Genomic DNA, 12,890 nt, shown 5'->3' with positions numbered 1-12,890 from the left:
GAACCTGGGTAGGCGGGAATCACGAATGCGGCGATAACGTACCGTTATGGGCAGACTCGACGCTAAGGCCGGAAAGCTCCTCGAGGAGATAGGCTGTGCTTGTGGAGCGAGTCAGCATCGAAGCCTTCAGGTATGCCCGTTCGGTTTGGAAGAGCGGTTCGTTCAGTGCCGCTGCTCGCTCACAGAACGTGTCGCAACCCGGCCTGTCGAACGGCATCGCCAAACTCGAAGAGAGGCTCGGGGACAGGCTCTTCGAACGGTCCACGAGGGGGGTTCAGCCCACCGTATTCGGGCTCGAGATCCTGCCCCTGATCGACCGCGCGCTTGTCGCTGTTGACGCGGTCGGCTCCGAGGCGCGTCGCCTCACGGCCACCGGCGACGAATTTGTTCGAGTCGGCGTCTCACCGCTCATCGACCCCTCGCTGGTAGCGGCCATCTACGAAGCCGTACATCGACAGACGGCGCTCGGAGGACCACGGCAGTTGGTGATGCGTGAGGCCAACATGGCCGAGTTGCGCGACGCGCTTCTCGCCAACCAGCTTGACCTCGTCCTCATGCCATCCGTGGGCTTCCTGCAGGGGTACGAACATCGCATCGTCGCGTCTGAGCCGCTGGTAGTCGTCGGAGGTCACGAAGGGGACGACGTGCCGCTCTCGCTGAATGACCTGCAGGGCGCCGAGCTCATTTTGATGCCCGACACATGCGGGCTCACTGCCTTTACCCGCGACCTGGTCCAGGCGCATAAGCTCAGATGGAAGCCCTATGCCGGTGAAGCCGCTAGCTACCGAGTCCTCGAAGAATGGGCGAATCTCGGGCTTGGGTCGGCCATCGTGCCGCTCTCGAAACTCACCTCGCCGGAAACACCTCATCGCTCGCTCCGAGCGGACGGTGAAGATGTGGAGATCTTCTATCAGGCCGTATGGGACCCGGGATCACCACTCGCCGACGATCTCCACCGGTTGGCGGACCTGTTGAGCGCCACGACCCAGCCCCACTGAGCATCTCGGCGACTGAAATCCAAGATGCCAATCCGGACAGTTCCGGCATCAACCCCCACGAGTTCGTGAGGGCGACCGTCACACCCTGTTTGCACGAGAGTTGTTTGGAAGGTGTCGCCCTGCTGGTGCATCCGTCACCACCAGAAGGATTACCACCCTGCCAGAGCTCGCCAGGCATACAGACATTGACTGGGTCAGGTGACGAGTCGCTCACTCAGGCCAACCGATGTACGCGTCGCGCCGCGGCAGCCAATGCAAGCAGTGCGCCGCTCGACAGCAACACCACGAGCGCAACCGTGAACAGCACACCTGGCGCCGCTCCTGGACCCTGACGCTGAATCACCATCCCGACCGCGCTTGGAGCCACTGCTAGGCCGAGCATTGAGCCTGCCATCACGTACGCCGGATTGTTGCCGCCTCCGTAGCCGCTACTCGCGAGCCATGCCAAACCGGTCGGAAAGATGGGGCCCAAGAACAGGCCGGCAGCGAGGAAGGACCACGGTGCCCCAGCGGGCAGGAGCGAGAACGCGAGCACGATAACGAGTCCTGCCGAGCTAACGGTCACGAGGACTCGAGGCGTTACTTGATTACTGAGCGCTGCGGCACCGAACCGTCCGACAACCATCGTGAGCCAGAAGCCGGAGATGGCTAGCACGGCGTGAGACTCAGACAACTCTGATTGCTGCACCAGCACGACCGGTCCCCAGTTCCCAATGCCGGCCTGCACAGCGAAATGAGTGACGTAGAGGACAAAGAACCCAGCCATGACTGCTGCGAGCAGCGGCGGTCGAGCGCTGGCATCCGAGGGCACCGGCTCGGTTCGCGGCAATGAACCGGTCGCAGAGGAGGAAGGTCCGCCTTCGAGACCTCGTGCGCCGACTGCAGCGGCCGCGCTCACGGCGGCCGCGGCCGCGAACACCCACTGGTAATGCTCCGCGCCAACGACGTAGATGAGGGCTGGCCCAGCGAACGTCCCGAGACCGAAGCAGCCGTGAGCAATGTTCACCCGCGTCGGCCCTCGAGTCCCCGAGCCCATGAGGATGATCTGCGTGATCACCGAGTCCACGCCGCCGAAACCGAGGCCAGCGACCGCGGCCCCAGCGAGCATCACACTCCACGATGACGACATGGACATAGCGATGGCGCCAACGCAGATGAGGAACAAGGCGGTCGACACGGTCACCCGATTGCCGCGTGCGCGCAGCAGCTTTTGAGCGGCGAGCACGCCGATCACCGCGCCGAACGACTGCACTCCGAGAGCAGATCCGACAGCGGCCGTCGTTACTTCGAATCGGTTCTGCAGGACGGCCACGATCGGGCCGTAGACCGAGAGAAGAAGCCCCACGACAGCCATCGCCACGTAGCACGCCCCCACACTGCGACCACGAAAAACGGTCTCTGACATCTCACCCTCCTAAAGAGCATCCCTTTCCTCTCTAGCCTACTTGAAAAGGGCATCCCTTTGAGTGTGGCGTCGCCCACTTGAGCGCGTGGTAGGTCGCTGTTCGCGCGTCCACTGCGCCTACCGGCCCGCCATGCCTCGGTTCGAGAAGTAGCTTCAGCCTGATCGTGGGCACGAACCCGCGCTGGGTCATGCGGATGCGCTTCGGTCGCGCTCACGAAGTCGCGTCCCGAGTTCGGTCTTGGAGGCGAGGTGTGGTCAGGAAAGATGGCGAGCGTTCATGTGCAGCGCGTCGGGCGCCCATGTCTAACGACATGGGCCTTCTCGGGACTCGGCGAAGGCCATGGGTCGCGTCGGTCAGCTCGACATGCGGTCTTTGACCTCAGTTGTTGCCTTCAGCGGCGGCGAGATCGGACTTCCATTGGCGGAAGCCTTCTTCCGTGCGTCCGTGACGCCAGTAGCCCGAGATCGACGTGTCGGCCAGTGGCAGAGCGCGGTCCTTGAGCAAGTACGGTCGCACGCCGTGCATTACGTCCTTGGCCTCGCCATGCACGAAAGCCTGGACGCGGCCGTGGGGCCAGGGCCACTCGCGGATGGCGCGAGCCAGACTTTGGCCCGCGGTGCGATGGAGGAAGGTGACCTTCACTCCGTGCGGCGCGGGCATGGGTGGCTCGTCGGCGGCTGACTCGACGAGGATGAAGACCTGCCCCTCGGCCTCGGCGGGCAGGGCGGCGAGTGCGGCACCGATTGCGGGAACTGCGCAATCATCGCCCGCGATCAGGTGGGCGTCAGCCGAGGGGTCGGGCCGGTAGCCGCCTCCGATCCCGTCGGCGTAGAGAATCGATCCGGCCGTCGCGGATCGTGCCCAGGGGCCGGCGACTCCATGGTCTCCATGTACCACGAAGTCGATGGCCATGATGCCGCCGGTGATGTCGAGGATTGGTGCGGTGTAGGTCCGAACCACAGGCAGGTCTTCGGGCGCCAGTGCAATCCGCAGCTCGCGCATGCTCAAACCTTCAGGCAGTTCGACGCCGGCCTTTGGAAACACCAGCTTCACATATCGATCAGACTGGTCGTCGAACCCTGCGAGAGCAGAGAGATCATCGGAGTGGAACCAGATCCGACGCAGGCTGGGCGTCACGTCCTCTGTGGACGTGACAACGAGACGAGTCATAGCCATGTCTGCTTCTCTCTCCGAGTAGTCGTAGCCGCGAGATCGGCGAGCTCGGCGTGCTCGTCGTAGCGACCTAACGCTCTTAGGCGTCGATCGTTCGACTGATGGAACGTAGGTGCCGGACCATGGCGGCCTCAGCTGCTTGCGCATCCCTGTCGCGAAGGGCGTCGACGATTTCTCGGTGCTCTTCGCGGTATTGCACGCAACGTTCCGGGGAGAACGAGCGACGCTTCAGCCCGCCCCACACGGGGTCGTTGCGCGAGGTGTGCAGCAGGTCAACCATCGCCGTGATGACTGCGCTGTGTGTCGCAACCGCGAAGCTGCGATGCAAGGCCATGTCCCACGCCTCAAACTCTTCGTAGATGTCAGTGTTGTCGCCGCCATCGAGGCAGCGCTGCATTTCCTCGAAGTCATCGTTCGTCGCTCGCAGAGCAGCCGCCGCGACGATGCACGGCTCCACTGCCATGCGGGCCCCCATCAGCTCGCTTGGACTGCCAGCGGTTGTGGCTGCTTCAGCCGTGGTGTTAGGTGCAACGAAGGTTCCGCGGCCAACGTGGCGCACGACGCGCCCTTCGAGCGTCAGTTGAGATAGGGCACGGCGAACGTCGGTCCGACTGCATGACAGCGTCCTCTCGAGCTCCCGCTCCGTAGGGAGCTTGTCGCCTGGCTCGAGTTGCTGGGACCGGATCAGGCCGTCGAGGTGCTCAACTACCAGACGCGATCCGCGAGTGTCTGCCAACCTCGTCTGCACTTGAGCTCCTCCCTCAGCAACCAAGACCACGCTCATGAAGGCATTGCGCAGGATTGCCTTCGGCCAAAGTGCGGGCATTTCGTCCGTTCTCTCGGACATCCACACAGGCGGTAACCATAGTGCCGTAGCGCGCATCGGATCAATGAACTACATTGATCTTCATCGAATCAGATTGATCCGACACCGTTGGTACCTCAAATGTCACGACGGAGCGCAATGACTACGGAACCACCGCCGAGCCAAACTCCGGCCGATGACTCACAACCCTCGCCGGAGCCTCAGCCGCGTCTCAAAGTCGAGCAGCCCGCTCATCACGCCGCGGGCGTGAAAGCTGTAGCGGTCGCCATGAAGCAGGCGGTCTCTCAGATGGGGGTCACTAGGACGACCCGGACCCTGTCACGGATCAATCAGCCTGATGGGTTCGATTGCATGTCGTGTGCCTGGCCAGACCCCGACCCCGAACACCGTCACTCGGCCGAGTTTTGCGAGAACGGCGCGAAGGCCGTAGCCGAGGAAGCGACCAAGGAGCGCGTGGGACGTGACTTCTTCCGCGCGTACTCGATCGCCGACCTAAGCGACAAGTCTGAGTACTGGCTCGGCAAACAGGGTCGCTTGACTGAACCCATGGTCAAACGGTCGGGGTCTCAGCACTATGAGCCCATCGCCTGGGAAGACGCGTTCACGCTGATAGCGACTCATCTGACTGAGTTGGTGACACCCGACGAAGCGACCTTCTACACCTCTGGTCGAGCCTCCAACGAGGCAGCGTTCCTGTACCAACTCTTCGTGCGGATGCTCGGCACGAACAACCTCCCGGACTGCTCGAACATGTGCCATGAGTCCAGCGGAGTGGCGCTCATCGACTCCATCGGGATCGGCAAGGGAAGCGTGTCGCTCCTGGACTTCTACTCGGCGGACCTGATCGTGGTCGCAGGTCAGAATCCCGGCACGAATCACCCGCGCATGCTGTCCGCACTCGAAGCCGCGAAGCGGCGTGGTGCACGCATCCTCTCCATCAACCCCTTGCTCGAAGCCGGCACCTCGAACTTTCACAACCCCCAGAACATGCGAGGCATGATCGGCAAGGGCACTGATCTTGCCGACCTCCATCTTCCCGTCAAGGTGAACGGCGACCATGCTCTGTTCCTGGGCATTGGCAAGCTGCTGCTCGAATGGCGGGCGATCGACGCCGACTTCACCGACGCGTACACCGTCGGATTGGAAGAGTGGGCAGAGCACGTCGGTCGGCTGAGTTGGTCAACACTCACCAACGCGTGCGGCCTCAGTCTTGAGGAAATCGAATCGGCGGCCCGGATGGTGTCCAACTCCCGCGCCACCATCTGGTGCTGGGCAATGGGACTCACTCAGCACCACAACTCCGTCGCGACCATCCGAGAGGTGGTCAACCTCGCGCTGCTCCGTGGCGACCTGGGCAAAGCCGGCGCGGGACTATGCCCGGTGAGAGGGCACTCAAATGTCCAAGGTGACCGCACCATGGGCGTGTGGGAAAAGGCCCCCGGATGGTTCCTCGACTCGCTCGGCGCCGAATTCAGCTTCAAGCCATCGCCCCACCACGGATTCGACGCAGTGGAGAGCATCGAAGCGATGCACGACGGGCGCGTGTCGGTCTTCATCGGCCTGGGGGGCAACTTCGCTCACGCTGCCCCAGACACCGGCTATACAACCGAGGCATTGCGCAGCACCAAGCTCACTGTACAGATCTCGACGAAGCTCAATCGCTCCCATGCGGTTTGCGGTGACACCGCAATCATCCTTCCGACGCTAGGTCGCACTGAGCTCGACATGCAAAGCACAGGACCGCAGATGATCACTGTGGAGGACTCAATGTCAGTCGTCCACGCCTCGCGCGGACGACTGCGTCCAGCATCGGACAGTCTGCGGTCTGAGGTTGCGATCATTTGCGGGATCGCGGCAGCGACCTTGGGCGACCGGCACGACGTCGACTGGGGTGCGCTAGCCGGCGACTACTCGCTCATTCGGAGACACATCGCGAGTGTCGTGCCCGGATTTGAACACTTCGAGGAGCGGGTGTTGCGCCCTGGGGGTTTCGTCCTGCCTCATCCACCGCGGGACAGCCGAACTTTCGAGACGGCGAGCGGTCGCGCCGAGTTCGGTGTCTCGCAGCTGGCGACCCTTGAGGTCGAACCCGGTCAGTTGGTGCTTCAGACCCTTCGCAGCCATGACCAGTTCAACACCACCATTTACGGATTGAACGACCGCTACAGAGGGATCCACAACGGACGCCGGGTCCTGTTCATGAATCGCGCGGACATCAGCAACCTGGGATTCAAGGCGGGGGACGTCGTCGACATCCACGCCGCGTGGCGTGACGGCCGCGATCGCTGCGCCCCGGCATTCCGGCTTGTTGCCTACAACACTCCACGCGGCAGTGTCGCCGCCTACTACCCAGAGACGAACCCGTTGATCCCCATCGGCTCGACCGCAGAGCACAGCAATACGCCGACGTCCAAGTCCGTCATCGTCACGCTCAGTCTGTCGTCTGCTGCGCCGATTCGGGACGACGACCGGGGCCCTGCGCTGGACGAGCTCGATGGGACGGGGACGTCTGGACTGGTGTGGCCGCCTGCGTCTGGTCGGTGATCAGGCGTACCGGACACACCTATCGGACTTGGTGAAGCCGTAGAGCACCAGGCCGGACCGCTTGGCCAAGTCGACCGAGAGGGAGGTCGGCGCTCCGACAGCTACTAGCGACGCGACGCCCGAGGAGACCGCCTTCTGGACTAGCTCGAAGCCCGCTCGGCCACTCACGAACAAGCACGCGGCGGCCGAGTCCTCGCCGGCAAGCACGCGCGCCCCTGTCACCTTGTCGACGGCGTTGTGACGTCCGACATCCTCCCGCACCACCAGTACGTCGCCATCTGGTGAGACCAGTGCGGCTGCATGCGCGCCTCCCGTCCGACCGAACACACGCTGCTGCTCGCGAACGATCTCAGGGAGTCGGCGCACCGTTTCCGGCAGCGGCACGGCGCCGGGCCACCGGGTCCGGGCTTGGACATCCAACGCTTCGCTGATGCTGTCTTTCCCGCAGACGCCGCATGCGGATGAGCCGGAGGAATGTCCGGCATGCCGCGCGCCGGGCTCCCGATAGGGTCGCGCCGAGAGAGTCACGGTAACGACGTTGTATTCCTCCTCGCCAGCGAGATCCACATCGGTGCAGTAGGCGATTCTGTGGATGTCGGTCGGCAGGCAGAACCCTTCGTGCACCATCCACCCCGCCGCCAGTTCGAAGTCGTGTCCAGGCGTTCGCATGGTCACCCAAACGCGTCGGGATTCGGTCCCAGGCGCGGCCAAGCGAATCTCCAACGGCTCCTCGGTCACGAGCCGGTCATCCGTGGACCGTTGTCGCGTAGCGGTGATCTGAAGAACGCGCGAACGGACTGTCGGCCCCGGCCGCCTAGCCTCACCTTTTGGCATCAGTCGTAGCCCCGTCCTTGCTCGCCATTCCGGTACCTCGGTGCAATGCGACCGCGGGTGGCGGCTCCGAATCCTCGACCCCTGCGGTCGGCCGCGACGGCTGAATGCGTTCGCTCTGCGCCCGCTCTGCCGTTCGCGCGGCGACGTCGGCGTCACGGCAGAACCCAGCCCCGCTCCTCTTCAAGCAAAGCAACCCCGCCAACTTGTTGTCTGCTTCGACTACGGCCAGACGCCTCACGCCCCGGTCGGCCATTCTCCTACTGACAGATTGCAGAGGCTCGTTGGCCCCGACGACCCTGCCGATCAGCCGAGCGTGCGTCACGACCAGTTCGCTGCCAGCGGCACCAGCAGGCAGATCGTCTCGCAGAATTGTCCCAACGAGTTCGCCGCGTTCGACGACCAGCAGCATGTGTACGTGGGCGTCTTCGAACGCCCGTAGCGCCTGGTCCACCGTTGCCTGGCTAGCCAGAGTCTTGGGAAAGCTCAGCATCGCCGAACGCACCTCGTCAGCCCCATCTCGCGAGGGGCAAGCATTTGGCAGCGCGGACAGAGGTGCGTGCGATCTGTCGCCAAGGACCGCGGATCGAGCAACGTGATCGTGCACGTGACTTCGGCGCAACGCGTCAGAGGTCAAGGACGAGGTCCTGCCCTGAGGCCCGAGAGACGCACACATACATGCACCTGTTCTCGTCGCGTTCCTTCTCGGTGAGGATCGCGTCTCGATGGTCGGGCTGACCTGCCAGGACGCCTGTCTCGCAGGTGCCGCAAGTCCCGATCTCGCACGACGAAAGTACGAAGGCGCCGGCTTCACGGAGCGCGCCGAGCAGCGTCTGGTCTGCTCTTACTTCGAGATTCTTGCCGCCCTGGCCGAGCTGCACCACGAACGGGAGATTTGGCGTATCTGCGGCCGCTGCCTTGAAGCGCTCGATGTGAAGTTCGAGCTCCAGATCCGCGCACACTGTTTCGACCGCATTGAGCAAGCCCTCCGGGCCGCAGCAGAACACGGCTGTTCCGGGAGGCGAATCGGCGAGGAACTCAGCGAGGGGAGGATGGCCGGCGACGTCCTGCGGATAGAGGCTGACCTTGGACCCGAATTGGCTCACATCGTCTAGGAATGCCATTGATGACCGGGTGCGGCCCCCATAGAGCATCTTCCACTCCGAGTCACCTCGTGCCTCGACCTGTCGCACCATCGGCAGTATCGGCGTGATCCCGATGCCACCGGCGATGAACCGATATGCGGGCGCTCGTGTCAGGGCGAAGTTGTTTCGAGGGCCCCGAACCAGGATCTCCGAGCCGGCAGCGATGTTCTCGTGGATCCAATCTGAGCCACCGCGTCCGCTTCGTTCGCGGAGTATGGAGATGTGCCAGCGCCGCCGGTCTGCGGGGTCGCCGCACAGCGAGTAGTTACGCACTACGCCGATCGGCAGCACGAGATCGATATGCGCCCCTGGCCGCCAGGCAGGTAGCGGGCGCCGAATGACAGGTTCGAGTACGAGACTGACCACATCTTCTGCGATCTCGCTTCGCTCCGCGACCCGGCAATCGATGTTGGGCAAGCTGAACTGGCTCACGGCTGATCTCCCTTGGGTCGTGTGGAGTCGTGGCCCGATGCCTCGTAGACCTCCTGAAGAGCGTGGGAAAGGAACTCCGGTCCCATCCGCGCGAGGAGCTCGAGCAGGAACGCGTCAAGACGCGCTGTTCGCCCGTAGCGGGGGGCATGCAACTCGACGAATTGGTTGCCTGGTGTCGGATCGATGTGAATCCGGACCTCGGCAAACTCGTTGATGAGCGTCGCGTCTATCCGTGAGGTAGTCAAAGGATGATCCTGAAGTGTCCGAGCCTGACAACGTTGGTGTCGAGGAGCACTCGACGGCGACGAAGCCGTAGCCCGTCATTGGTGACTCTGAAGCTGTCGTGCCGTTCGCCCGCGGTGAAGCGCATCTCTGCGTTCCACTTTCCCCAGGTGAGCAGAACGTTGCTCTTGGCCGTCACTTCGCCGTCGTTGCTGTCGTTGAGCGACACGCGTGCGTTGGTGACGAAGTGGCGCGTGCGCACCGGCGGGTTCTCGGCATAGGCCGCGTCGACCAGGGCTGGTGACAGGCGGGACACCCATAGATCGATGGAATCCCGCGTCTCCCTCGAGAGAAATCCGGTAGTGGAGTGCTGCGGCGCCCGGGGATCGTCCCGCGTGACGGGCACGGGGACCTCGTAGATGAAGTCGTCGTCGACCGATGCCAACCATGCGTTCAAGTTCTGCGAATCCAGGAGCTCTGCTTCGGCGGCGTAGAACTCTTCGACCGCGATGCGTATGGCACGGTCCTCCCTGGCGTTGGAAGAAGCAGTCACGACGCATCCCCGCCGACTCCGGCCCGGTCGGGCGTCGCGGCCGACGACATTCGTGTCCGCCACTCTCGGTAGAAGCCTCGTTGCATCGATTCGGTGTTTGCCGAACAGACGAAGACCTCTCCTGGCAGCTGCCTGCCCTCGACTGTGGCCGATGGCTTGAGGTGCTCGCCGGCGAGGAAGAGCATGTTCCATCGCTGTGCCACGCTTCCGCTGTTGGCGCTGGAGATGGCTGCCGTGTTCTCGAGGTCGTCAGGCTCGAAAGTTCCACTGACGCCGAGCGTCCGTACGAGGCTCTCCTGAGACCAGCGCTTCCACTGCTCTGGTGCGTCACGTGGAACGAGGATCCACATCCAAACCTCGGAGGAGAGAGGGCCGGTCGGACGCACCAGCCGCAACATCTTGGCTGCGACGGCCGGAGGCGTGGACGGGTCGCCTGTGTAGTCGTGGAACAGGTCGATGAAACTCAGGTTCGGGAAGATGTTCCCCTTGCAGACAAGGTTGTTCGCAACGAACCAGGCTTGGTCGTCTGACAAGTTGGCGACGAAGTCCTCCCAGAGCTCTTCGGGATAGCCAGGGAACGCTCGGTCGTCCCCAGAATCCATGAACTTCGTCGCCTCGATCCCGTGTCCGTTCTGACACACGCTCGTGATGGCGAGGGGCTCCTGGTCGGTGCCTCCAAAGATGCCTAGGCGTCCGGGATTCTCGTGCAAGGTTCCGAGGTGAAGGCTGTCCATCCCGAAGTTCTCGACGGAGATCTTCCAGTTCGTCTGCGACACCCACCGCAGCGGTTCGCCCACGACTTCCCAACCAGCGGTGGACCGAGCCATGAGGGCTTCGAGGTAGAAGGCGAAGTCGCCGAGATAGTCCGTCAGACTGGGGCCGTCGAGTTGCCAAGTCGCGAAGACCAGATCGTGGAACACCTCGACGCGCGCGCTGCGCAAGCTGTGCTGCGCACGGTCGAAGTCAGGTTGGTACCACTGTCGAAGACCTGGTACCCCACGAAGACGGCCGTCCGTGTCGTAGGTCCAGCCGTGGTACATGCACTTGAAGTGCGAGGTCGCGCCGACATCGGCTCGGCATAGCTGCGTACCGCGGTGCGCACAGGAGTTCAGCAACACACGTAGTTCGCCAGAATGTGCACGCACAAGGATGACTGGGTCGTTCGCCATCATTCTGGTCACGTAGTTTCCAGGCTCTGGGACCTCGGCGGCGTGACCGACGAAAAGCCAAGACTCAGGGAAGAGGGTCTCAACCTCAGTCCGCCAAGTGACGGCGGAGAGGACGTCATCTCGACGGATGACGGATTCGATATCCATGCGCAGGAGTACCTCCCGGGCTCTCCGGGGAGAGCCCAACGAGAACGCGGTCGCACAGTTGCGTACTTATCGACCGACGTTCATGGACGGGGTACTCGGTTCCCGCGCAAGTCCAAGTCGTTGGTCAGCACACCGTAAGAGTGCTTGCGCCTTGGTGCAACCCCTCGTCACCTCCGTAGACGGGCGCGGCCTGAGCCGACGCCCTACCCGATCACCCACACGATTCGGGGGATTTATATAACGAATTGGTAACGGAGAACGGCCAGATGTGGCCCTCCTCACACCCCGGTGCGTACGGTCCCGGTACTCGGTATACCGCACACAGAGTCCCGTCGACCGTATGAACTAGGGGTACGCCCATGAATCGACTCGTTAGTCCGGCACCTGCCCGGTCCAGAACCCGTCAATCGGGTTGGTGGAAGCGTGGGGTCGCAACCGTCGCGGCGCTTTTCGCTGCCGCGACGGTGGCCGCATGTACCCCTCCCGCAGAGAGCAACGGAGGGTCCGACAGCTCGAAGGAGATCATCGCGATCTTCTATACAAAGACGCTTGAGTACTACAACACGATGCTGCAGGGGATGGAGGACCAGGCAGAGGAGCAGGGCTATACGCTCACCGCGCAGCATGCCAACCTCGATGTGGCTGAGCAGCAGGAGCTGTTCCGAACGGCCGTAGCCAAGAAGCCAGCTGGAATCATTCTCGGACCCATGCAGGCTGACGCGTGGGGTCCCACGCTCCAGGTCGCTGAGGACGCCGGGGTGCCCGTCATCATCGTCGCCAACGACGTTCCGGAAGAGAGCCGGGACCTGCGGCTGACGCAGGTCGGCGTGCAGAACTTCGACGTCGGAGAAGCAAAGGCGAACTGGCTTGTCGACCAGCTCGGGGGCGAGGGCGACGTGCTCGTCATCCACTTCCTGCGCGGGCACCCCTACACCGAGGACCAGCGGCGTGCCTACACCGAAGTCTTCGATGCCAATCCGGGTATCAATGTGATTGAAGGCCCCTACGCGGTGTCGACTGAGGAGGCGATCCGCGCCACTGAGAACGCACTGTCGTCCAGCGGCGCCCCGGACGCGGTGTTCTTCGACCTCGACGATGGTGCGATCGGCGGGCTGCAGGTTCTGAAGGAGCGCGGTTTCACGGACGTCATCACCGCATCCAGCGACGGCACCAACGCGGGCGTCGACGCAGTCGCCGCCGGGGAACTCGGCCTCACCGTGAGCATTCGCCCGTACGAGACCGGAACCACCGCAGTCGAGGCGATGGTTGCCTATCTCGAGGACGACAAGGCGCCCCAGGACCCGATTACCTTCCCGCCGCTCGAGATCACCAAGGACACCGTCGCAGATGTGCCTCCTGAGGAGCTCGGCGAGGACCCGTCCTAGCCAGGCTGCCGGTCCGGCTCGTGCCGAGCCGGACCGGCCATTCCCCTGGCCAACTGCTT

11 protein-coding genes are annotated in these 12,890 nt (G+C 63.3%); 3 read left to right on the top strand and 8 right to left on the bottom strand.

What is annotated here, in order from left to right; translation table 11 throughout:
* Positions 1-101: 101 nt before the first annotated feature.
* A complete protein-coding gene (locus PZ894_RS19960; protein WP_275747500.1) occupies positions 102-998 on the top strand; it encodes a LysR family transcriptional regulator in 897 nt (298 codons plus the stop codon).
* Positions 999-1,212: 214 nt separating this feature from the next.
* Here PZ894_RS19960 and PZ894_RS19955 read toward each other — a convergent pair whose 3' ends face one another.
* The 3 genes from PZ894_RS19955 to PZ894_RS19945 all read right to left on the bottom strand — a co-directional run bounded on the left by PZ894_RS19955 (position 1,213) and on the right by PZ894_RS19945 (position 4,052).
* A complete protein-coding gene (locus PZ894_RS19955) occupies positions 1,213-2,403 on the bottom strand; it encodes an MFS transporter (RefSeq protein ID WP_275747499.1) in 1,191 nt (396 codons plus the stop codon).
* A gap of 379 nt (positions 2,404-2,782) precedes the next feature.
* On the bottom strand, positions 2,783-3,574 hold the full coding sequence (locus PZ894_RS19950; protein WP_275747498.1) for a siderophore-interacting protein: 792 nt from the start codon (positions 3,572-3,574) through the stop codon (positions 2,783-2,785).
* 82 nt (positions 3,575-3,656) lie between these two features.
* Positions 3,657-4,052 carry an FCD domain-containing protein gene (locus PZ894_RS19945; protein WP_275748042.1) on the bottom strand — a complete coding sequence of 132 codons (396 nt, stop codon included), beginning with the start codon at positions 4,050-4,052 and terminating at the stop codon, positions 3,657-3,659.
* A gap of 489 nt (positions 4,053-4,541) precedes the next feature.
* Between PZ894_RS19945 and PZ894_RS19940 the strand changes: the two genes are divergently transcribed.
* On the top strand, positions 4,542-6,947 hold the full coding sequence (locus PZ894_RS19940) for an FdhF/YdeP family oxidoreductase (protein ID WP_275747497.1): 2,406 nt from the start codon (positions 4,542-4,544) through the stop codon (positions 6,945-6,947).
* On the opposite strand, the gene PZ894_RS19935 is transcribed toward PZ894_RS19940, so the two are convergent.
* From PZ894_RS19935 to PZ894_RS19915, 5 genes are all read right to left on the bottom strand, one after another.
* On the bottom strand, positions 6,948-7,685 hold the full coding sequence (locus PZ894_RS19935) for a formate dehydrogenase accessory sulfurtransferase FdhD (RefSeq protein ID WP_275747496.1): 738 nt from the start codon (positions 7,683-7,685) through the stop codon (positions 6,948-6,950).
* An 82-nt stretch (positions 7,686-7,767) separates the two neighbouring features.
* Complete coding sequence (locus PZ894_RS19930; protein ID WP_275747495.1) at positions 7,768-8,271, bottom strand: CBS domain-containing protein; 504 nt, start codon at positions 8,269-8,271, stop codon at positions 7,768-7,770.
* Between the two features lie 133 nt (positions 8,272-8,404).
* Positions 8,405-9,355 carry a PDR/VanB family oxidoreductase gene (locus tag PZ894_RS19925; RefSeq protein ID WP_275747494.1) on the bottom strand — a complete coding sequence of 317 codons (951 nt, stop codon included), beginning with the start codon at positions 9,353-9,355 and terminating at the stop codon, positions 8,405-8,407.
* 241 nt (positions 9,356-9,596) lie between these two features.
* Positions 9,597-10,130 carry an aromatic-ring-hydroxylating dioxygenase subunit beta gene (locus tag PZ894_RS19920; RefSeq protein ID WP_275747492.1) on the bottom strand — a complete coding sequence of 178 codons (534 nt, stop codon included), beginning with the start codon at positions 10,128-10,130 and terminating at the stop codon, positions 9,597-9,599.
* A complete protein-coding gene (locus PZ894_RS19915; protein ID WP_275747491.1) occupies positions 10,127-11,446 on the bottom strand; it encodes an aromatic ring-hydroxylating dioxygenase subunit alpha in 1,320 nt (439 codons plus the stop codon). The genes PZ894_RS19920 and PZ894_RS19915 overlap by 4 nt, the downstream gene beginning before the upstream one ends.
* 464 nt (positions 11,447-11,910) lie before the next feature.
* On the opposite strand from PZ894_RS19915, the gene PZ894_RS19910 reads away from it, so the two are divergent.
* Positions 11,911-12,831: a sugar ABC transporter substrate-binding protein gene (locus PZ894_RS19910; protein WP_275747490.1), complete on the top strand. Its 921-nt coding sequence runs from the start codon at positions 11,911-11,913 to the stop codon at positions 12,829-12,831.
* Positions 12,832-12,890: the final 59 nt, after the last annotated feature.

Source organism: Nocardioides sp. YIM 152315, from assembly GCF_029210375.1.
GTDB lineage: Bacteria > Actinomycetota > Actinomycetes > Propionibacteriales > Nocardioidaceae > Nocardioides.
Note: the sequence above shows the minus strand (reverse complement) of the source record. Positions and strands in the feature narration are given on the sequence as shown.